This window comes from Salinisphaera sp. PC39 (genome assembly GCF_040361335.1).
In the GTDB taxonomy this organism is placed as follows: Bacteria; Pseudomonadota; Gammaproteobacteria; order Nevskiales; family Salinisphaeraceae; genus APNM01.
Window position 1 is genome coordinate 178,327 of record NZ_APNM01000004.1, and the last position, 21,434, is coordinate 199,760.

Annotated in this window: 21 protein-coding genes; 17 read left to right on the forward strand and 4 right to left on the reverse strand. The window is 70.2% G+C overall.

From position 1 onward, the window contains the following. Positions 1-69 precede the first annotated feature (69 nt). The 5 genes from PC39_RS05870 to PC39_RS05890 all read left to right on the forward strand — a co-directional run bounded on the left by PC39_RS05870 (position 70) and on the right by PC39_RS05890 (position 7,207). Entirely contained in the window at positions 70-303 is a 234-nt protein-coding gene (locus PC39_RS05870; RefSeq protein WP_353252430.1) for a YgaP family membrane protein, read from the forward strand. Between the two features lie 5 nt (positions 304-308). Next, positions 309-1,379: an efflux RND transporter periplasmic adaptor subunit gene (locus tag PC39_RS05875; RefSeq protein ID WP_353252431.1), complete on the forward strand. Its 1,071-nt coding sequence runs from the start codon at positions 309-311 to the stop codon at positions 1,377-1,379. Continuing rightward, the gene (locus tag PC39_RS05880) at positions 1,376-4,606 is read left to right on the forward strand and encodes an efflux RND transporter permease subunit (protein WP_353252432.1); all 3,231 of its coding nucleotides are present in this window, start codon (positions 1,376-1,378) and stop codon (positions 4,604-4,606) included. The genes PC39_RS05875 and PC39_RS05880 overlap by 4 nt, the downstream gene beginning before the upstream one ends. Then, positions 4,603-5,883 (forward strand): TolC family protein, encoded by a 1,281-nt coding sequence (locus PC39_RS05885; RefSeq protein WP_353252433.1) that lies wholly within the window; start codon positions 4,603-4,605, stop codon positions 5,881-5,883. The genes PC39_RS05880 and PC39_RS05885 overlap by 4 nt, the downstream gene beginning before the upstream one ends. A gap of 97 nt (positions 5,884-5,980) precedes the next feature. Then, the gene (locus tag PC39_RS05890) at positions 5,981-7,207 is read left to right on the forward strand and encodes a cation:proton antiporter (RefSeq protein ID WP_353252434.1); all 1,227 of its coding nucleotides are present in this window, start codon (positions 5,981-5,983) and stop codon (positions 7,205-7,207) included. Here the strand turns inward: PC39_RS05890 and PC39_RS05895 are convergent. Next, positions 7,189-8,439: an erythromycin esterase family protein gene (locus PC39_RS05895; protein ID WP_502950854.1), complete on the reverse strand. Its 1,251-nt coding sequence runs from the start codon at positions 8,437-8,439 to the stop codon at positions 7,189-7,191. The two genes, PC39_RS05890 and PC39_RS05895, sit on opposite strands and share 19 nt — an antisense overlap. Positions 8,440-8,528: 89 nt before the next feature. Next, complete coding sequence (locus tag PC39_RS05900; protein WP_353252436.1) at positions 8,529-9,182, reverse strand: phosphoribosyltransferase; 654 nt, start codon at positions 9,180-9,182, stop codon at positions 8,529-8,531. A gap of 160 nt (positions 9,183-9,342) precedes the next feature. On the opposite strand from PC39_RS05900, the gene PC39_RS05905 reads away from it, so the two are divergent. Then, positions 9,343-9,762 (forward strand): Hsp20/alpha crystallin family protein, encoded by a 420-nt coding sequence (locus PC39_RS05905; protein ID WP_353252437.1) that lies wholly within the window; start codon positions 9,343-9,345, stop codon positions 9,760-9,762. 39 nt (positions 9,763-9,801) lie between these two features. Here the strand turns inward: PC39_RS05905 and PC39_RS05910 are convergent, their stop codons facing one another. Further along, a complete protein-coding gene (locus PC39_RS05910) occupies positions 9,802-10,581 on the reverse strand; it encodes a universal stress protein (protein ID WP_353252438.1) in 780 nt (259 codons plus the stop codon). Between the two features lie 207 nt (positions 10,582-10,788). Here PC39_RS05910 and PC39_RS05915 point away from each other — a divergent pair, with 207 nt between their 5' ends. From PC39_RS05915 to PC39_RS05965, 11 genes are all read left to right on the forward strand, one after another. Then, entirely contained in the window at positions 10,789-11,244 is a 456-nt protein-coding gene (locus PC39_RS05915; protein ID WP_353252439.1) for a hypothetical protein, read from the forward strand. Between the two features lie 276 nt (positions 11,245-11,520). Beyond that, positions 11,521-11,958: a host attachment protein gene (locus PC39_RS05920; RefSeq protein WP_353252490.1), complete on the forward strand. Its 438-nt coding sequence runs from the start codon at positions 11,521-11,523 to the stop codon at positions 11,956-11,958. Between the two features lie 62 nt (positions 11,959-12,020). Next, the gene (locus tag PC39_RS05925) at positions 12,021-12,458 is read left to right on the forward strand and encodes a CBS domain-containing protein (RefSeq protein WP_353252440.1); all 438 of its coding nucleotides are present in this window, start codon (positions 12,021-12,023) and stop codon (positions 12,456-12,458) included. A 108-nt stretch (positions 12,459-12,566) separates the two neighbouring features. Continuing rightward, the gene (locus PC39_RS05930) at positions 12,567-12,965 is read left to right on the forward strand and encodes a TraR/DksA family transcriptional regulator (RefSeq protein ID WP_353252441.1); all 399 of its coding nucleotides are present in this window, start codon (positions 12,567-12,569) and stop codon (positions 12,963-12,965) included. Further along, the gene (locus PC39_RS05935; RefSeq protein WP_353252442.1) at positions 12,965-15,574 is read left to right on the forward strand and encodes an outer membrane beta-barrel protein; all 2,610 of its coding nucleotides are present in this window, start codon (positions 12,965-12,967) and stop codon (positions 15,572-15,574) included. Before PC39_RS05930 ends, PC39_RS05935 begins: the two co-directional genes overlap by 1 nt. A gap of 34 nt (positions 15,575-15,608) precedes the next feature. Beyond that, on the forward strand, positions 15,609-16,607 hold the full coding sequence (locus tag PC39_RS05940; RefSeq protein ID WP_353252443.1) for a hypothetical protein: 999 nt from the start codon (positions 15,609-15,611) through the stop codon (positions 16,605-16,607). Positions 16,608-16,714: 107 nt separating this feature from the next. Continuing rightward, the gene (locus tag PC39_RS05945; protein WP_353252444.1) at positions 16,715-17,896 is read left to right on the forward strand and encodes a hypothetical protein; all 1,182 of its coding nucleotides are present in this window, start codon (positions 16,715-16,717) and stop codon (positions 17,894-17,896) included. Between the two features lie 119 nt (positions 17,897-18,015). Further along, the gene (locus PC39_RS05950; protein ID WP_353252445.1) at positions 18,016-18,339 is read left to right on the forward strand and encodes a hypothetical protein; all 324 of its coding nucleotides are present in this window, start codon (positions 18,016-18,018) and stop codon (positions 18,337-18,339) included. A gap of 205 nt (positions 18,340-18,544) precedes the next feature. Continuing rightward, positions 18,545-19,705, forward strand: coding sequence for a two-component system sensor histidine kinase NtrB (locus tag PC39_RS05955; RefSeq protein ID WP_353252446.1), 1,161 nt, complete (start codon positions 18,545-18,547; stop codon positions 19,703-19,705). Continuing rightward, a complete protein-coding gene (locus PC39_RS05960; protein ID WP_353252447.1) occupies positions 19,702-20,097 on the forward strand; it encodes a response regulator transcription factor in 396 nt (131 codons plus the stop codon). The genes PC39_RS05955 and PC39_RS05960 overlap by 4 nt, the downstream gene beginning before the upstream one ends. Before the next feature lie 132 nt (positions 20,098-20,229). Continuing rightward, the gene (locus PC39_RS05965; protein ID WP_353252448.1) at positions 20,230-20,625 is read left to right on the forward strand and encodes a response regulator; all 396 of its coding nucleotides are present in this window, start codon (positions 20,230-20,232) and stop codon (positions 20,623-20,625) included. Here the strand turns inward: PC39_RS05965 and PC39_RS05970 are convergent, their stop codons facing one another. Continuing rightward, positions 20,626-21,390, reverse strand: a complete 765-nt coding sequence (locus tag PC39_RS05970; protein ID WP_353252449.1) for a VIT1/CCC1 transporter family protein — start codon at positions 21,388-21,390, stop codon at positions 20,626-20,628. Positions 21,391-21,434 lie beyond the last annotated feature (44 nt).

Below are 21,434 nucleotides of genomic sequence, written 5' to 3' on the forward strand. Positions count from 1 at the left end.
AGCCGACTCCGGAGCCGACGCGCCGTCACGGCACGGCCGGCCCGGCCATCTAGCACGGAGGATCGCGAAATGACCTCGAGCAACGTCAACATCGACACGCTGGTGTTCCGGGTGGCCGGCATCATGGTGCTGATATCGCTGCTGCTGGCCTACTTCCACAGCACCTACTGGCTGTGGCTGACCGCCTTCGTCGGCGCCAACATGCTGCAGGCCTCGTTCACCGGCTTCTGCCCCATGGCCCGCATCCTGGCGCGCCTGGGCGTGGCGCCGGGCGCCGCCTTCCGGGGCGGCCGGACCGGCTGATCGCGATGCGAGTGCCCGCCCTGATCCTCGCCGCGGCGACCGCCGCCCTGGCCGCGGGCTGCGGCGAGTCACCGCCCGCCGACCGCGGCACCACGGTGCCGGCAACCGGGCTGGAAACCGTCACCCTGGCGCCGGAAACGGTGGTCGACGAGGTCGCCTTCGACGGCAACCTGGAAGCCCTGAACCGTTCCACGGTGGCCTCCGAGGTCAATGCCCGGGTCACCGAGCTGCCGTTCGACGTCGGCGACTATGTCGAGCAGGGCGAAGTGATCGCGCGCTTCCGCGACACCTCCCAGCAGGCAAGGCTGCGCGCGGCGCAGGCCGGGCTCGACGAGGCCCGCGCGCGTCTCGCCGAGGTGGCCGAGACCTACCGCCGGGCCCGCGCCCTGTACGAGAAAGAGTTGATCGCCAAGGCCCAACTCGAGAACGCGGTGGCCGCGTACGAGTCGGCCAAGGCGCGGGTGTCGGCGGCCGAGGCGGACGTGCGCGGGGCGCAAGAGGCCCTGGAGCATACCGTGGTGCGCGCGCCCTATAGCGGCGTGGTGCTGGAACGCCACGTCGAGCTCGGCGAGACCGCCACCGTCGGCCAACCGTTGATGACCGGGCTCTCGCTGGAACACCTGCGCGCGGTCGTGGACATCCCGCAGTCCTACATCGCGGCGCTGCGCGAGCACCGCAGCGCGCGCGCGATCCTGCCGGACGGCGCCAGCGTGCCCGCGGCCTCGTTGCGCATCCCGCCGGGCGCCGACCCGCAGACCCATACCTTCCGCGTGCTGGTGCGCCTGCCCGAGGGCGACCATGGCGTGTTTCCGGGCACGCTGGTGAAGATCGCCTTCGTGCGCGGCGAGACGCGACGCCTGCTACTGCCGGCGACAGCCGTGGTCCGCCGCAGCGAAGTGGTGGCCGTGTACGTGGTCGGCGAGGACGGCCGCGTCACGCTGCGGCAGGTGCGCCTGGACGAACCGCGCGCCGACGGCCGCCTGCCGGTTCTGGCCGGCGTGTCCGAGGGCGAACGCGTCGCTCTCGACCCGATCGCCGCCGGCATCGCCCGCGCCAAGCAGGCGGCGGCCCGATGAGCGAACGCCGCATGGGCATCTCCGGACGTATCGCGGCGCGCTTCCTGACCACCGAGATCACGCCGCTGCTGGCGCTGGTCGGGCTGCTCGCCGGGCTTTTCGCCGTACTGGTGACCCCGCGCGAGGAAGAGCCGCAGATCGATGTCACCTTCGCCAACGTGTTCATCCCCTACCCCGGCGCCTCGGCGCGCGAGGTGGCCACCATGGTGACCACCCCGGCCGAACAGATCCTGGCCGAGATCGAGGGGGTCGAGCACGTCATGTCCGCCTCGCGGACCGGCATGGCCATGCTCACGGTCCAGTTCGAGGTGGGCGAGAAACGCCGCGACACCATCGTGCGTCTCTACAACGCCTTCTACTCCGAACAGGACTGGATGCCGCCGGATATCGGCGTGGGCCAGCCCATTATCAAGCCCAAGGGCATCGACGACGTCCCCATCGCCGCGATCACCCTCTGGAGCGAGGACCCGGCCATCGGCGCCCACGAGCTGGCGCGGGTGGCGCACAGCGCCGCCACCGAATTGCAACGGGTGCCGGGCACCCGCGACATCATCCCCATCGGCGCGCCCGAACGCGTGGCCCATGTACTCCTGGACCCGCAGCGCCTGGCCGGCCACGGCATCGACCTGGCGGCCCTGAAACGTTCCCTGGCGGCGGCCAATGTCTCCCGCGACGCCGGCACCGTGGTCGACGGCGGCGAGGCGGTCCTGGTCCAGGCCGGCACCTTCCTGTCGGCGCCGGGGGAGCTGGCCGATCTGGTGGTCGGCAGCCGGCAGGGCGCGCCGGTGTTCCTGCGCGACGTCGCCGAAGTCCGCTACGGGCCCGACCAACCCGCCCATTATGTGCGCTTCGGCGTCGGCGCCGGCGGCGAGACCAAGGATCTGCCGGCGACACCCTCGCAGCCGGCCGTGACCCTGGCGATCGCCAAGAAGCCCGGCGAGAACGCCGTCGACATCGCCGACGCCGTGTTCGAGCGCTTCGAGCAGCTCCACGGCACGGTGGTCCCGGAATCGGTGCATGCCACGGTCACCCGCGACTACGGCAAGACCGCCAACGACAAGGCGGTCACGCTGATCGAGAAACTGATCTTCGCCACGACCGCCGTGGTGCTGCTGGTGCTGATCTCGCTGGGCTGGCGCGAGGCCGTGGTGGTCGGCGCGGCCGTGGTGGTAACCCTGGCGATCACCCTGTTCGCCTCCTGGGCCTGGGGCTTCACCCTCAACCGGGTGTCGCTGTTCGCCCTGATCTTCGCCATCGGCATCCTGGTGGACGACGCCATCGTGGTGGTCGAGAACATCCACCGCCACATGCAGATCGGCGGCAAATCGCTGACCGAGGCGATCCCCCCGGCGGTGGACGAGGTCGGCGGCCCCACCATCCTGGCCACCTTCACCGTGATCGCGGCCCTGCTGCCCATGGCCTTCGTTTCCGGACTGATGGGCCCGTACATGGCGCCGATCCCGATCAACGCCAGCATGGGCATGCTGATCTCCCTGATCGTGGCCTTCGTGTTCACGCCCTGGCTTTACCGCCGGGTGTTCCGCAACGTCGAGCACGGCCACGAGGCGGACCCGGAAGCCGCCGACTCGCGCCTGCGCCGTATCCTCCAGGCCCTGATGGGTCCGTTCCTGCGCGGCCGCGCGGGCCGCGGCCCGCGGGTGCTGCTGCTGGCCGGCCTGATCGGACTGATCGGCGCCTCGTTCGCACTGGTGGGCATGCAGTGGGTGGTGATGAAGATGCTGCCCTTCGACAACAAATCCGAGTTCCAGGTGGTGGTGGACATGCCCGAGGGCACGCCGCTGGAGACCACCGACCGCGTCCTCGGTGAACTCGCGGCGTATCTGGCGGGCATACCCGAGGTCACCGACTGGCAGACCTATGCCGGCACCGCCTCGCCGATCAATTTCAACGGCCTGGTGCGCCAGTACTATCTCCGCGGCGAGCCCCACCAGGGCGACATCCAGGTCAATCTGGTGGACAAGGGCGAGCGCGACCGGCCCAGCCACGACATCGCCCGCGCCGTGCGCGGGCCGCTGCAGGCCATCGGCGAGCGGCACGGCGCCAACGTCAAGATCGTGGAGGTGCCGCCCGGTCCGCCGGTACTGGCGCCGCTGGTCGCCGAGATCTACGGGCCCGACTACGCCGGCCAGCAGCGGGTCGCCGAGACCGTGCGCGGGGTCTTCGAGAACACCGACGACGTGGTCGACGTCGACACCTTCGTCGAGGCGCCCCAGCCCAAGCTGGTGGTCGCGGTCGACCGCCGGCGCGCGGCCCGCCTGGGCGTGAGCCAGGCCGCCGTGGCCGACACCCTGGCCACCGCCCTGCGCGGCGGCGACGCCGGTTACCTGCACCGCGAGGACACCAAGTACCCCCTGCCCATCCGGCTGGAGCTTACCGAAGGCGGCAAGGCCGACCCGGACGTGCTCGGCGCCCTGCGCGTGCGGGCCGCGGGCGGCGGGCTGGTGCCGATCAGCGAGGTCGCCCGCTTCGAGCGGACCACCCGCGACCAGACCATCTACCACAAGGACCTGCTGCCGGTGGTGTTCGTCACCGGCGACGCCGCCGGTCGCCTGGACAGCCCGCTGTACGGCATGGCCGCCATCGCCTCGACCCTGGGCGAGACCGGGGTCGCCGGCGGTCACATCCTGGACCAGCACTTCCTCGGCCAGCCGGACAACCCCTATGCCTGGAGCATGAAATGGGACGGCGAGTGGCAGATCACCTACGAGACCTTCCGCGACATGGGCCTGGCCTATTCCGTCGGCCTGGTGCTGATCTACCTGCTGGTGGTCGCCCAGTTCCGCTCCTACGGCGTGCCGCTGATCATCATGGCGCCGATCCCGCTGACCCTGATCGGCATCCTGCCGGGCCACGCCCTGCTCGGGAAGCAGTTCACCGCCACCTCCATGATCGGCATGATCGCGTTGGCCGGGATCATCGTGCGCAACTCCATCCTCTTGGTGGATTTCGTGCAGCAGCGGCTGCGCGAGGGCGAGAGCCTGGAGCGGGCGGTGGTGGACGCCGCCGCGGTGCGCGCGCGGCCGATCGCCCTGACCGCGGTCGCGGCCATGCTGGGCGCGACCTTCATCCTGGACGATCCGATCTTCAGCGGCCTGTCGGTCTCGCTGATCTTCGGCATCTTCGTGTCCACCCTGCTGACCCTGTTGGTGATCCCCGTCGTGTACTACGCCTACCACTACAAGCGCCGGCCGGGGGACGCCGCATGAGCCGGGTCGCGATCCGCCTTGCGGGCCTGGTGGCGGGGCTGGTGGCGACCGCCTCGGCACAGGCACAACCGCTGGCCGTCCTGCTGGAGGACGCCCTGGCGCATCCGGCGGTGGCCGCGCGCGAGCGGCGCGTCGAGGCCGCCGAGGCCACGCTGGGCGCGGAAACCGCGCGCTATCTCGGCGGCGGCGAGGCGTTCGCCAGCGCCACGCGCTTCGAGGACCGACGCATCGTGGGCCCGTTCGTGCCCTACGACTTCGCCGCCCTGCCCGCGGATCGCGAATTCGCCCGCTACGGCGTGCGTTACCGCCTGCCGGTGGATGTCTTCGGGGTGATCGCGGCGTCCCGCGAGCGCGCGCGGGGCGATCTCGAGGCCGCGCGTCTGCTGCGGCGCCAGGAGACCCTGCTAACCCTGCATCGCGTGGCCACCGCCTACGCCGACCTGCAGGCCCTGCGCCGACAGGCGCGGGCGCTGAGCACGCGCGCGGCGGCGCTGGAACGCATGGAGCGGCGGGTGATGGCCCAGATCGAGCTGGGCCAGGCCGCCAAGCTCGACGCCCGCGTCGTCGCCAGCGAGTTGGCCGCCCACCGCGCGGAAGCCGCCCGCCTGGAGGGCGCCGTGGCCGAGGCACGGGCGCGGCTGGCCGAGGCCGCCGGCCGCGATGCCGAGGTCACCGCCGACGAGATCATGGTGCCCGCCTGGGATCCGGCCGCCGCCGGCGACACCCTACCCGTGCGCATGGCCGAAAGCCGGGCGCGCGCGGCGCGCGCGGACGCCCGCGCGGCCCGCCGCGCCCTGCTGCCGCGCCTGGACGTGACCGCCGAGGCATCGCAGTACGAGGGCGGCGGCGAATCGCCGGACGACTGGGCGCTGGGTATCCAGGCCAGCATCCCCCTGGACTGGTCGGCACGAAGGCGCAGCGCCGCCGGCACGCGCGCCGGCGAGGCCGCGGCCGCCGACGCGCGCGCCGCCGAGCGGGAAGCCGCCCATCGCATCCGCGTCCTGGAGAGCGCCTACCACGCCGCCGTCGCCGACGCCGCCGCGCTGGGCGAGGAAGTGGCCCAGCGCCGCGAGGTACTGGATCTGGCCGAGGAAAAGCACCGCCTCGGGGCGATGGCGTTGGAGGAACTGCTGCGCCACCAGCGCGACTGGCTGGCGGCGGCATACCAGGTCGCCCGCGCGCGGGCCGCGGCCCAGGCGGCCTGGTCGGGACTGCAGGTGCTCCTGGGCACGGCCCCCGAGCGCTATATCCGCGCCGCCGCCGGCGACGGCGGCTGAGGGAAAGACCCGGACGGCACGCCACGCCCCGTAACGGCGGACGCATGTAAGATCGCGGTTCGCGCCGATCCGATCACCGTCCCGCGAGGAAAGTCCCATGACCGAGGTCGCCAACCTGCATGCCCTCATGGTCCTGCTGGTCGGCCTGACCATCGTCCTGGCGCCGCTGATCAAGGCGCTGTTCCGCCGGGTCGGGGTGCCGGCCCTGGTCGGGTTCCTGTTGCTCGGTTTCCTGTTGCGGCTGGCGGACACCCGCTGGCACCTGTTGCGCGACGACGTGCAACCCGCCTTCGACCTGCTCGCCAACCTCGGCCTGGTGGCGCTGCTGTTCCACGTCGGCCTGCGTAGCGACCTGCGCGGCCTGATCGAGAAGCTGCCCACCGCCAGCCTGGTCTGGATCGGGGATGTCATCGCCTCCGCCGCGCTCGGTTTCGCCGCCGCCCACGCCCTGCTCGGCCTGGACCTGATCGCCGCCCTGGTGATCGCGGCGGCCATGACCGCCACCAGCGTGGGCGTCTCCGTCAGCGTGTGGGAGGATGCCGGCTTGCTGGGATCGGAACGCGGCAAGCTGCTGATCGACGTCGCCGAATTGGACGACATCTCCGGCGTCGCCCTGATGGCCTTGCTGTTCGCGGTGATGCCGGTGCTGGCCGGCGGGGGCGGCGATCTCGCCGGTCCCCTGGCCTCGGCGGCCGGCGCCTTCGCGCTCAAGCTGATCGGATTTCTGGCGTTCTGCTATCTGTTCACGCGCTACCTGGAGCCCCGGATCACCGCCTGGGCGCGCCGCCTGGAGCCCGCCCCCGGGCGCATGCTCACGGTCGCGGGCCTGGGCTTCTGCATCGCGGCGCTCGCCGGCTGGCTGGGATTCTCGCTGGCGGTGGGGGCCCTGTTCGCCGGCCTGCTGTTCAGCCGCGACCCGGAAGCGGTCCGCAGCGAGGCCGGCTTCGACAAGCTCTACGAATTCTTCACGCCCTTCTTCTTCATCGGCATCGGGATGGCCATCGAACCCGGCGCCCTGACCGCCGGCCTGGGCCTGGGCGCAGTGTTGTTCGTGGCCGCGGCGGCCGGCAAGCTGCTCGGCGCGGGCGGCGTCGCCGCACTGCTCGACGGCCGTGGCGCCGGCCCGGCGCTGGGGGTGAGCATGATCCCCCGGGCCGAGATCGCCATGGTGATCGTGCATCAGGCACAGCTTCTGGGCCCCGCGATCGTGCCGGACGCGGTCTACGCCGGCATGGTGGTGGTCAGCGCCTTGACCTGCACCGCCGCGCCGCTCGTGCTGCGCCCGATCCTGGAACGGGAGCGGACTCAGAGCCCGAAGGGATAGGTCTCCGGCGCGTCGCGCTCGTCCCGGCCCGACCAGCGGGGCGCCTCGTACAGCGGCTCCACGGCCTCGGTCTCGTCGAGGTGGAACACCGCGTCGAACTGCGCCGTCAGGCAGGTATCGAAATAGTGGCTGGCGCGCTCGGTCCGCGGCCGGTAGATCACGCCGATCGCCCGCTCCAGCCGCGCCTCGCGCAGATGCTCGCCGGCCTCGCCGGTGAGCGGCAGGAAGAAACGGTCCAGCCGGGTCCGCTCGAACAGGTGCTCGACACTGCCCTCCAGCGCGGGCCGCACGCGCATGCGCTCCACCTCGCCGTCCCAATCGTGGGCGGCGGAGACGAAGCCGGTATAGGTGGTGAAGCCCACCAAGAGGGCCGCGTCCGACCCGGCCCGCTCGCGCACGAGTTGCCCCAGGTTCCATTCGCCGGCCCGGCCCATGCCCGTGGCACGGGCGTCGCCGAGATGCGAATTGTGGGCCCAGACCACGATCCGGCCGCGGCCGCCGCGCTTGCGCAGGTATTCACGCAGGGCGAACAGGGTCTCGGCCATGTGTGCGTCGCGCAGGTTCCAGGTATTCACCGTGGTTCCGAACATGGCGCGGTAATACTGCTCGGCATTGTGCACGACCGCCGCGTTGCGCTCGGCGCAGAACGCCTCGTCCGCGGCCTCCGGCCGCGCCGGTTCCGATAGCGACGAATCGGGACGCCGCCGCAGCTCGGCGAGCTGGCGCGTCACCGCCTCGCGGCAGTCCGGACGCAGATGGAACGCCGCCTCGTAGCCGTAGCGCTGGGGATCCCGGACATGATCCAGACAGGCATAGCGGCGGCGCGCCTCCGCCGTCTGTGCCGGATCCCGCTCTTCCAGATAGGCGATCACGGCGTCGGCGGACCGGTACAGGCTGTACAGATCGAGACCGTAGAAACCGGTCCGCTGCCCGGCCGCCAGGGCGGCGTTGCGATCCCGCAGCCAGACGATGAAATCGTAGACCTCGCGGTTGCGCCACATCCAGCGCGGGAAACGCTCGAACGAATCGAATGCCGCCAGGGTGCCGGCGGCGTCGCCGCCGCGGACGTGCCGGTTCAGGCGGTAGGCATCCGGCCAATCGGCCTCCACCGCCACCGCTTCGAACCCGGCCTCGGCGATCAGGCGGCGCGTGATCTCGGCGCGCATGCGGTAGAACTCGCGAGTGCCGTGACTCGCCTCGCCCAGCAGGATCAAGTCGCGTCCCTCGGCCATCGCCAGCAGGGCATCGTAGTCCGCCGGGCCGCCGGACAGCCGCAGCGCGGCATCGCGTACCGCGGTGAACGGCGTGACCACCCGGGCGGTCACGAAGCCTCCCCGTCACGTGCCGCCGCCAGCAGCGACTGCACCTCGGCGTCGCCGGTCTGACCGAAATGGCGGTAATGCGCGCCCACGGCCCGGAAGTCGGCCGGCCGGGACACGCACACGACCTCGTCGGCCAGATCACGGAACTGGTCCTCGATACCCCGCGGCGCGACCGGCACGGCGACCACCAGGCGTGCCGGACCGAGGGATCGCACCGCGCTCAAGGCGGCGCGCATGCTGGCGCCGGTGGCCAGGCCGTCGTCGACCACCAGCACCGTGCGCCCCGCCACGCGCGGCGGTGGCCGGTCGCCCCGGTAGGCCCGCTCGCGCCGCGCCAGCTCCGCGCGCTCGGTCTCGACGACCGCGTCCACCTGCGCCCGGTCGACGCCCAGCGCCCGGATGAGCTTGTGGTCCAGCACCTCGACACCGCCGCTGGCGATCGCGCCCATGGCGAACTCCGGCTGACCCGGCACACCGATCTTGCGTACCACCAGCACATCCAGCTCCGCCCCGAGCGCCCGGGCCACCTGATAGGCGACCGGCACGCCGCCGCGCGGCAGACCGAGCACCAGCGTGTCCGCGCCGCCGAACGCGGCGAGCCGCGCGGCCAGGCGCCGCCCGGCGTCGACGCGGTCCTCGAATACGCTTTCCATGGCCGACATGCCTCCCAATGGACAAGCCATCGCCGTCCATCGTTTCGCAGGCCGGCCGACGGCGTCTTGATCCAGGTCAATACGCCGCCGTCATTCGTACCGAAAACTGGCGCCATCCGGCATCGGCCGGTCTTGTTCGGCACCGATCAAGGAGACAACCATGGATTTGATGACCTGGAACCCGCTGCGCGAGATGGACAGCCTGTTCGGGCGCACCGGTCGCGGCGCGATGCGCTTCCCCGGCGAGGAGGAGTGGAGCCCGGCGGTGGATATCCGCGAGACCGACAAGGCCTATTTGATCACCGCCGAGCTACCCGGCGTGGAAAAGCAGGATATTGCGGTCACCACCGAGAACGGCGTGCTGACCCTGGCGGGCGAGCGCCGTCAGGAGAGCGAGGAGAAGGACGCCCGCCACCACCGCCGCGAGCGTTACTACGGGCGCTTCTCCCGCAGCTTCAGCCTGCCCGAGAACGCGGACGCCGACCGCATCGAGGCCAAGAGCAAGGACGGCGTGGTGGAGATTCGCGTCCCCAAGCGGGAACCCGCTCCCGAGAAACAGACCCGCATCGAGGTCAAGTGACCCGGCCGCCGGCGCCGGCCACCGTCGGTGCCGGCGATATCACACCGGACCCGTTTTCGGCACGGGCTTGACCACCAGCACGTCGCAGGGCGGATCCCGCAGGAGATCCTCGGCCACGCTGCCCAGCAGGGCATAGGCAATGCCGGCGCGGCCGTGGCTGCCGATCACCAACAGGTCGGCCTCCCGGTCGCGGACTTCCTGACGCAGGACGCTGCGGCTGTCGCCCTCGCGGATGACATGTCCGACGCCCGGAAACGTTTCCGCCAGGGGATCGCAGTCAGCAGCGCCCGGCCGACCGGCGTGCACCAGCGTGACTTCGGCCGTGGGCAGCAGACCGGAGACGACGGCCAGGGCGCGGCGGGAGGCGGTCGAGAAATCCATACCGACCAGGACCCGGCGATAGACGTGGGCCGCCGGCGCCTGCGCCAGCAGCACGGCACCGCGGACTCGACGGATCACGTGCTCGGCGGTGCCGCCCCGGAACAGGTCGGCGATGCCCTCGTCGGCATGCCGGCCCAGGACCACGAGATCGGCCTCCAGGTCGTCGGCGGCCGCCGCGATCACCTCGTGGGCCTCGCCCGCGCCCAGCCGCACCGCTGCCTCGGAAGCGATCGAATCCGGCAGGTCGGCGAGTTGCTCGCGGATCAGGCTCTCGGCCCCGGCCTTGGCGGACTCTCGCTCGACCGCGTGCACCACCGCGAGCGCCGCGCCGCAGCCCCGTGCCAACGCGGCCGCCCGGGCGAGCGCCCGGTCACCGTGCGCGGAAAGGTCGGTGGCGACCAGCACGCGGTCGATACGCTTGTCCGGGGTCGGGTCCATGATCTGCCTGCTGCGGTCGTCTGATGCCTCGTCGCGGGGTACAGGATAATCCAATTCGCGGCTTGACCCGGATCGGGACGGCAGCCGCGCACCCCCACCCCCGAGGCCGCCGCCCGGCGCCGTCCGGATTGATCTGGATCAGGATCGCATGCCGGATTTCATGCTGCGATAGGGATACCTTCGACCACGATGACAATGGAGGCATTCATGAAAACGGAATGTAAGACCCGGAACCGTTTCTCTCTTTGGCTCGGTATCCCGTTGCTCGCGGGCATCATGGCGATCTCGCCCCTGGCACTCGCCCAGCAGGGCGGCGGCAAGGGCGCCGGCATGCAATCGGGTCAGGGCATGATGGGCGGCAAGGGCCAGGGCATGCAGTCCGGCGACCAGGCCCGCGACCGCATGCAGGACATGGACCGGCTGCGCGACCGGATTCACCAGACCGACGATCCGGCCGAACGCCGCCGCCTGATGAACGAGTACCACAACCGCATCCAGCAGGGCATGCGCAATCTCGACAACCGGTCCGGCCCCGGTCCCAACGCCACCCAGCAGGAGCGCATGCAACACATGGAAAACCGCATGAACGAGATGCACAACATGATGCGTCACATGTGGGAATACCAGGACCAGCGCGGCGCCGGCGGCAACAGCGGCAACTGACGATCGTCGCCGGTCTTGCTCTCCGCCCCGGGCCGTACGCCCGGGGCTTTCTCATGGCGATCATCCGCCGGACACGTCCGTTGTTCCAGCCGACTCGACAGCCACCCCCGTAACCGCGGAGAAATCCGTCCCGGACTTGATCCCGGTGTAATCCGGATTGACCCAAATCAACCGATAACGGCGATTCTCGAACTACGATCATCCCTGGCACCCCAAAGCGGCCGTGGCTATCACAACCGTCTCGGCTGGCCCGGAATACAACGAGAGAGAATTGTGATGGGAAACATCTGGATATTGGCGGCGGGCGGCGGCAAGGCACGGCTGTTCGAGGCCGACGGCCGCAACGCGCCGCTGCATGAAATTCGGACCCTGACCGATACCGCGGTGCGCCAGCGCAGCGGCGACATCCAGGCCGACGCCCCCGGGCGCAGTTTCGACCGCCGCGGACCCGGCCGTCACGCCATGGTCCCGCGCCAAGACCCCACACGCGAACGGGCACGGCATTTCGCGGCCGAGATTGCGGACGTTCTCGACGAAGGCCGCCGTGAGGGACGTTACACGCGTCTGTACCTACTCGCCGAGCCGCGCCTGCTGGGGCAATTGCGGGACGCCCTCGACACCACCACGCGGACATTGGTGGCGGGCGAGGTGGACAAGGACCTGAGCGCCCGTTCCGCCGAGACGATCCGGGCCCACCTGCCCGACTTTCTGTAGAACGACGGCCGCCGTGCCGCTTGAAACGAGCCGACTGCAACGCCGACGCGGAGACATCGATCATGAAAGTGGGTAGTTTCTGCAACCGCGACCCGGTCACCGTCCGTCGCGACACCGAGATCCGCGAGGCCGCCCGATCGATGCGCACGCATCATGTCGGCGCGCTCGTGGTCGTCGACGGCGGGCGGCCCGTTGGTATCGTCACCGACCGCGATCTGGTGATCGAGGTTCTGGCCGGAGACGTGTCCGACGACAAGCTCACGATCGGCGACGTCATGACGCAGGACGTGGGCGTCATCGAAGAGGATGAAGGGTTCTCCGAGGCCCTGGTGAAAATGGCGGAGCTGGGCGCGCGCCGGCTGCCGGTGGTCGACGCCCGCGGCCACCTCGTCGGCATGGTCTCGCTCGACGACATCCTGGAATGCTACGCCGAGCTCACCGATCGCTTGCGCTCCGTGTTGGGCCAGGAACTCTGGCGCGAGACCTACCGGCGCAGGTGACCGCGACGGCGGGCGAAGGCGGCGCGGTCGGGAACTGATCCAGATCAATAGCCCCGCCCCCGCGCCAGACTAACTTTGGCGCTCCAGACAAACGACGCAAGCCTCGCCATGACCAGTCCCCTCACCCGTCAACAGCTCCGGGAGTTCAAGGCGCTATTGAACGATCGTTTCCTCACGCTGCGCGGCGAGATCCAGGATGCGCTGCTGCGCAACGACGACGAACATTACGCGGACATCGCGGGCCAGGTCACCGACATGGAGGACGCCGCGCTGGCGGACCTGATCGTGGACCTGGATCTCGCCGAAATCGATCGCGACGTCGAGGAGATCCGCGACATCGACGCCGCGCTGATGCGCATCGCCGAGAGCCGCTACGGCATCTGCATCGATTGCGACGAGGCCATTCCGGTCGAGCGATTGCGAGCCTATCCCACGGCCAAGCGCTGCATCGACTGCCAACGGCGTTACGAGCGCACCCACACACCAGGAAACGCGGCGACACTGTGATGCGACAAACGATTCGAATCCCGTCCCGGCGCACGGCCGGCGCCGCGACCCTGGCCCTGCTCCTCGGGCTCGCCGGCTGGCACGGTGCCGGCTGGGCGCAGACGCCGCCCGACGCCGGCAAGAGCACCGGCATGGCGGACGATGCGCGGACCCCGGCCAGCCCGGCCGGGACCGGGGAGCCGGATACCGCGCCCACCGATGCCGGCATTCCCCTCGGCGGGTTCCTGCTCTATCCCGATGCGACCTTGCGGGGCGGCTACGACGACAACCTGTTCGCCGCACCCGACGACGAGGAGGACGACACCCTCCTGCTGTTCTCGCCGACGCTCGGTCTCGAATCGGACTGGTCCCGGCACCGGCTCGCCGCGCGCACCGGCGCCCGGGTGGCGCGCCATCATATTTTCGAGAACGAGGATTACGAGGACTATTGGGCCGAGGCGGACGGCCGCTATGACGTTTCCGAGGCCGTCAACCTGTTCGGCGGGGCGGGATGGCGCCGCGGGCACGAGGAGCGGTTCTCGCCCGACGACGTCGACGGCAAGGAGCCGACCACGTTCGACAACGCTACCGCGCATCTCGGCGGCGAGGCGGGCCTCGGTCCCTTTTCGGCCCGTCTGGGAGGCACCGTCTCCAAGCTGGATTTCGACGATGTCCCGACCACCAACGGCCGGATCAACAACGACGATCGCGACCGCCGGCAGCACGCGGTGGGCGTGCGCGGCAACGTCGAGGTGCGCCCGGGGACGACGCTGTTCCTGCAGGCGGCCCGCGATGTCCGCAGCTACGACGCCTCGGTCGACGACCTGGGCGTGGACCGCGATTCCGCCGGCAAGCGGCTGGCCGCGGGCGCCGAGTTCGAATTCCGCGGCGGCCGGGCCGAGATACTGGCCGGGCGCCTGGACCAGAACTACGAGGACAGCCGGCTGCAGGACGTGGACGCCTTCGATATCGGCGGGCGCCTGCACTGGTGGGCGACGCCGCTCACGCGCCTGTCCGCGAGCGTGGACCGCACCCTGGAGGAGACCACGGTCTTCGATCCCGCTACCGGGACCCCCGCCTCCTCGTATCTCAACACGGCCTATACCGTCGGCTTCGACCGGCGGCTCACGCCCAACCTCGCGGCCGACGCCTACGTCAGCTACGCGGACTCCGACTACCAGGGCATCGACCGCCGCGACGAGATCGTCTACGCCGGGCTCGGCATGCAATACCGCATGACGCGGCATCTGGTGCTGGAGGCCGACTATGACTTCCGGCATCGCGACTCCAGCGTCGAATCGGCCGACTACTTCCGCAACCGCGTCCTGCTGGGCGTGCGGGCGATGCTCTACCCGCTGCCGCCCCGTCACAGCCCCACGCTGGCCGAGGCGGTGGCCGCGGCCATCCGCCCGACGCCCGATTTCGACGGCTTCTACATGGGCATGCAGATAGGCCACGGCGCCCTCGCCACGCACACCGAAGGAGCCCGCGGCAGCGGGACGGACGACGGCGACTTCGGCGACCTGGGCACGGTCGCGGGCCCCTTCATCGGCTACGGCATCGGCGGCAAGCGTTTCCATGCCGGCGTGGAACTGGAGGCCGAAGTCGGCGGCGAGGAATGGCGGCACGCGAAGACGCCGGACGGGCGCGTCTTCTCGCACGAGCGCGGCGACGGTTTCGGCGCCGGATTGCGCCTGGGCTGGCTCGCCGGGCACCAGTCGCTGCTGTATACCCGGCTCGGATATGCCCGCGGCGAATTCGAGACCTACTACAAGGAGGACGACGCGACGCCCGCCGTCGAGCAGACCGATCGCCTGGACGGCCTGCGTTACGGCCTGGGCCTGGAGATACCGGTGAACGACGAGACGTTCTGGCGTTTCGACTACAGCATCACCGACTACGAGGACTTCGACATCGCCACGGGCTCGGACGTCGAGACCTTCGACAACCGCGAGACGCTGTTCCGCATCGGCTTCGGATGGCGCGCCGGCGAACACTGGCCCGGCGCCGCGCCGTCGCGGCGGCAGTCGCCGGACGGCTTCTACGCCGGCGCCGCCGTCGGCTACGGCCTGCTGGTCACGGACCTGGATGCCGTGCACCGGCAACCCAACCCCCCGTCCCCCACCTACCTGGACGCGCCGTTCGCCGCCCAGGGCTATTCCGCCGGCTACTTCGCGGGCTACGGCATCTCCCTGGAAAACCTCTATCTCGGCGTGGAGCTGGAGGACGACTCGGGCAGCTCCGACTGGCGGCATGTGCGCGATCCCGGCGGGCGCGACTTCGGCGTCCGCAAGAAAGGCGGCCGTGGCGCCTCCGTCCGCGTGGGCTGGGCCTTCCAGGACGGCACCCTGGTCTATGTCCGTCGCGGGAAAATCCAGACGAAGTTCGACACCGAGTACGTCAAGGGCAACAACCCGGACAACTGGGTGGACCGGCAGGACAAGATCGACGGCGACCGCATCGCCCTGGGGGCGGAGATGCCGCTACTGGCCCACCTTTTCATGCGCATGGAGTACAGCCACACCGACTACGACAGCTATGGATTCACGACGGCCCACAGCCAGACGGACGAGGTGGCATTCGACAACGCCGAGACCCTGTTCCGGCTGGGACTCGGACTGCGGTTCTGAGCCGTCCCTCCGTCCGCAGAAGAGGAACGACGACATGACGCGAATCAGAGGGAGTGCCAAAAGCCGACTCGCCGCGATCACGGCAGCCGGCACGCTGGTCTTGATCCCGGTCCTGGCGATGCCGGTCGGCACGTACGCCGCGGGCGATCATCCCGGCGGCTCCTGCGGCGGCGGCCACGACGAGGGTAGTCACGAGGACGGCGGACATGACAGCGGTGGCGGCGGCATGCGCGGCGGCGGTCGCGGTTCGCCGCGCCATGCCGGCGGGGGCGGTCCGAGCGGACACCTGGAGGATCGAGTCCTGCACGGACACGAGGATCACGCGGGCGGCGGACATGATCCGACCAGCCTCGATCGCGGTCGTCCGCCCTGGGCCGGAAGCGGCCACGGCGATGACGCGCTGGATTCGGACCACGGCGGCGGGGATGACGGCCACGACGCCCATGCGGCGGGGGCCGCACCGGCCTCCGCGGTAACCTCCTGGGCGGTGGCACGCGATGCCGACGGTGTCCCGGTGCTGGATGCCAACGGTCACGTCCGGCCGGTGCTGGAGACCGGCCGGATCGCGAACCTGACCGCCACGGGCCGGCTCCCCGGCGACTGTATCGGACGCGTCAGCCGCGTGACCCTGGCACCTTTCGGGGAGGCTTTGGCCTCGACGCCGGTTCTACGGGCCGAGTTCGAAACGGTGTTGGCCACCGCCGGCACGCCGCCACGGCAGCAGCAGCCCGCCCCGGCAACCCGGCGCGTCAGCCTCGTGCTCTACACCCATGCCATGGTCGCGGACGGTGTCGGCCGGGACGAGGCCGCGCGGTTCCTCGCCGGCGCGGCGAGCGACCCGGTCACGGTCGACCAGGTCGTCCTGCTGAACGACGTGCTCGGCATCAACGCGGTCTCGCCGGAGGGCCACGCGGCATTCGCCGATTTCACCTACCGCGCCTCGGACGCGCCCGCGGAGACATCCGCGACCGGGATCGAGGGCTTCGTGCGGCTGGTCAACGACCACCGGCAGGCACGCGCCGTCCCCGATTGATCTGGATCACAAACGCGCGCGCGAAACCCGGTCACTATCGGACCGGCGTAACAAGATACGGCATGCATGGCATGCCGATGGGAATACAACATTCTGGAGACGAGGACATGACCAGCAAGACCTTGGAGACGATCGTGCGCCGCGCCGGGATATCCGGTGCCTGCGCGACGGCCTTGATCATGGGCGGTGCCGCGCTCGACGCCGTCGGTGACGGCGCGTTCGGCGTACTCGGCACGGCGCACGCGGCCCAGGGAGAGGGGCACGGCGGCGAAGGTGCCCGCCGTGGCGGTGGCGGCGCCGGACAAGGCGCCCACGGCGAGGGCAAGGGCGCCTGGGGCGGCCGCACATTGGACGAAGTGATCCACGGCGAGGACGAGGAGGAAGACTCCGACCGCCCGGACTGGGCGGGCGGCGGCGGCAAGCCGGGCACCGGCCAGCCGGCGGGCGCCGGATCGAAGCGGGGCGACCTGTATGGCGATCTCTGGGTCATCCTCCGCGACGAGAATGGCGTGCCCGTGCTCGATAACAACGGCTACGTCCAGCCGATCCTGGCCGACGGCACCGTGATCCAGCTCACCGAGGACGGCGAATTGCCGACCGAGTACGAGGATCAGGTGCAGGAAGTCGAACTCGGACGGCTCAACGTCGGCCGGTCGCCCTCCAGCGTCCTCGACCGCCGCACGAGCGAGGTGATCGCCAACCTGAACGCAGCGGAGGAAATCTACCTCGATCCCGCGGGCCGGCTGGTGTTCGTCATCGACGGCGTCGCCAAGACCGTCGACTCCCCGCTCGAAAACCTCGCGCTGTACGTCTCGCTGATAAGCGACGGCAGTATCGAGGGTGTCTCGTTCAGCGGCGACCTGGCGCATCTCTCCGACGGCAAGCTGACGGAGGCGGACTATCAATCGGCTGCGTCCCTGCTGGCGGCGGCGGCCGACAAGTCCGGCACGATCACTATCGACATGATCGCCTACTACGCCGCCATCCTCGGTCTGGAGGGTGATATCAACGGTCCTGATGGCAATACCTACATCGACTATTCGGGCTTCGATTACGACCGCTCCGACCTGTACGGGGACATGACCGTCACCGTGCTGATCAAACAGGACGACGGCAGCTACGAGGCCGAGGAGGTCAACGTCCTGGAGGCGATCTTCGGCGGTCAGGACTTCGAGGATGACGGCGGCATCGCCAGCTTCACGCAGGCGGCCGACGACGCCCGCGCGGTCATCAACTACATCCACGAGTACGAGATTCCCGCCGACTCGCTGGATGACGTCTCGCACTAGGTGATGCCGGGAGGGACCAGGGACGGTCCCTTTCGCCATCGTTCCGACAGACAGAAGCCGACGGGCCGGCGCCGCCTCCGGGCAGGGCCGGCCGGCCCGCCACTCCGGGAGAAGACACCATGAGAAACGTCTTGATCATCGCGGTCGCCGGCATTCTCGGCCTCGGCCTGGCGATTGCCGTCAACGCGCAGCCGGGACCGCAGGGCGGCGGCGAAGGCCAAGTGTACGGCTGGCAACTCATGACCGAGCAGGAACGGGCCGAACACCGTCAGCGCATGCGCAACGCGGCCACCGCCCAGGAGCGCGAGCGCCTGCGCCGGGAACATCACGAGCGGATGCAACAGCGCGCCGCGGAACGCGGCGTATCCCTGCCGGAAGAACCGCCGGCCGTGCGCGGCGGCGCCAAGCGCCAATCGTCGGGAGGCAACGGTCCCGGACGCTGACCACCCGGACCGGGACAGCGCCGCGGCGGCGGCGCGTGAAGCACGGGGTTCCCGCTCCCGCAGGCACCAGCAATAGCCGGGCGACATCCAGGCGCGCGGCACTGCCGGCCCACCGTTAGCGCCGTGACCGAGAGCGCGTTATATTTGCCGTCATCCGCAGAACCCAACGACCCGGCCGGCGGACGCACCCGGCCGGGGGAACGGTATGAGCGACCCCCAAGACGACCGGCTCGCGCGCGAGGTATACAGCGCGCGCGCCCAATTCCAGGCGCTGCTGGACGCGGCGGTCGACGCCATTGTCCTGATCGACCGGGACGGTCTGATCGTCGGCTTCAACCATTCCGCCGAGCGGCTGTTCGGGTATACCTCGTCCGAGGTCATGGACCGCAACGTCCGGATGCTCATGCCCGAACCCTACCGGGCCGAGCACGACAGCTACATCCAGCGCTACCGTCGCACCCGCGAGCCGCGGATCATCGGCGTCGGCCGCGAGGTCACCGCCCGGCGCAAGGACGGCACCTGCTTCCCGATCGATCTGTCGGTGGGCGAGATCGCCGACGACACCGGCCCGGCACGCTTCGTCGGCATCCTGCGCGACCTGACCGAGCGCAAGGCCGCCGAGCACGAGATGGTCGAGCAGCGCGAACGGCTCGCCCATCTCACCCGGCTCGGCACCATCGGCGAGATGACCACCGCCATCGCCCACGAGATCAACCAGCCGCTGACCGCGATCAGTTCCTATGCCCAGGCATGCGAACGGATGCTGCGGGCCGGCACGAGCGACGACGCCGAACTCGCCGACACCCTGGGCAAGATCGGGGTCCAGGCACGCCGCGCGGGCGAAGTCATCCGGCATCTGCGGCGCCTGGTCAAGCAGCGCGACAGCGAGACCGAGGTGACGGATGTCAACGAGTTGATCCGGGATCTGCTGCACCTGGCGCAGGTGGATAGCCGCGCTCAGGGACTGGTGATCCGCGCCGATCTGGCCGAACGCCTGCCGCCGATCGAGGTCGACCCGATCCAGATCCAGCAGGTGGTCCTGAACCTGATCCGCAACGCGGTCGACGCCATGGGCGAGTGGCGCGCCGACGACACCATCGTGGTGACATCCGGTCTCACCGCCGACGACTGCGTCGAGATCGGGGTCGTCGACAGCGGGCCCGGCATTCCGGCGCATGTCGTGGAGCGCCAGTTCGAGCCCTTCCTGACCACCAAGCCGGAGGGGCTGGGCGTGGGCGTGTCCATCTGCCGCTCGATCGTGGAATCCCACGGCGGCCGGCTCGCCTTCGAGAAGAACGAACCGGCCGGCACCGTCGCCCGCTTCGTGCTGCCCGCCCTGCCCGCGGGCGCCGGGCACACGTCATGAGCGGCGGCGAGACCGGCCCCCTGGTCTACGTGGTCGACGACGACGACGCCGTGCGCGACAGCCTGCGGCTGCTGTTCAAGTCGGTGGACATGCCGGTGCGGATATTCGCCGATGCCGAATCATTCCTGGCCGGGCTGGACCGGGGCCGTCCCGGCTGCCTGGTCTGCGACGTGCGCATGCCGGGCACCGGCGGTCTGGAACTCCAGGCACGCATGGAGGCGGACGGCCTGACCACGCCCATCATCTTCATCACCGGCCACGGCGACGTGCCCATGGCGGTGGACGCCATGCGCAAGGGCGCCGTGGACTTCCTCCAGAAACCCTTCGACGACGACGACCTCCTGGACCGCGTCCGCCAGGCCCTGTCCGGCGACACGGACCACCCCGATTGACTCGGCGTCCGTCCGGCCGACCGCATAGGTACATTTGCGTATTCCAACTCATCGTCATCGGACCGAGGATGAGGCGGGACGGTTACAACGAACACAACCACATCATGGCCGCGTCATGAGATCGAGAGGCATGTGCAAACCGACAGAACCGTTACGGAACCGGCGGCGCCGAGGTACGTTTTCGTACTGGAGCCGCATGCGTACACGCGCGCCTATCTGGTGCGCCTGCTGATCGAGGCCGACTACGAGGTCGCGGATTTCGATTCCCTTTCCGAACTGCTCTCGCGCCTGGCGGAGCGGCGTCCGGACGGCATCGTCGCCGACGCCAGTCCGCCGGAGGCGCTCGGGCTGAAGCTTCTGAGCGTGACGGCGGCCGGCGACCGGCCACCGGTGGTACTGATCGCCTACGACCCGGACCTGACGGACGCGGTCCATGCCATGCGCGCCGGCGCCGCCGATTACGCGGAAAAACCGCTACCGGGATCGGTTCTGCTGTTTAAGCTGCGACGGGCGATGGACGCGCCCTGATCAGCCCACGCCCATCAGGGCGTTCAGCCCGCGACCCACCGCGAACGCCAGGCTGGCGGCCGCGCCGCCCGTCAGCAGCGTCTTGAAACCGGCGCCCACGCGAGTCTCGCCGGGCCGGGTGCCCTTGAGCATGCCGATGGCGAAGAACATCGCCGCACCCAGGGCGGCGCTGACCGCGAAGCGCGTCCCGACCGTGATCGCCGGGATCAGGAAGGCCAGCAACGGCGCCGCGCCCACCGCCACGAACGCGCCGAATGTGACCAAAGCCGCCCGCAGCGGGTGCCGGTCCTCGCGCTGCAGCCCATACTCCTCGGTGAGCATGGTCTCGACCCAGACCTCGCGGTCGCGGGTGATGACATCCACCACGCGCTCCAGGGTCTCGCCCTCGAAGCCCTTGCCCCGGAAGATCTGGCGGATTTCCTCGCGCTCGCCCTCCGGCACCGCGTCGATGTGGCGTTGCTCGATCTCGCGCAGCCGCGCGCGCCGGTCGTGCTCGGTGCGCACCGCCTCGTAATTGCTCACCGCCATGCTGAAACCATCCGCGAACAGGTTGGCGCAGCCCAGCACGAAGGCCGCGGTCGCGCTCATACCGGCGCCGTAGACACCCGCCACCACGGCCAGGGTGGTCACGCAGCCGTCGATACCGCCGAGCACGGCATCGCCGGTGGACCGGGGCGTGGTGTTGCCGTCGAGCCGGCGCGCCACCGCCGCCGGGGTGTGCGAGGCATGCAGCGCCCGCCGGTCTTGCTCGTCCCAATCGCTCATGTCCGCATTTCCGCAACGTCCGCGGTCATGATAGCCCAGCCCCG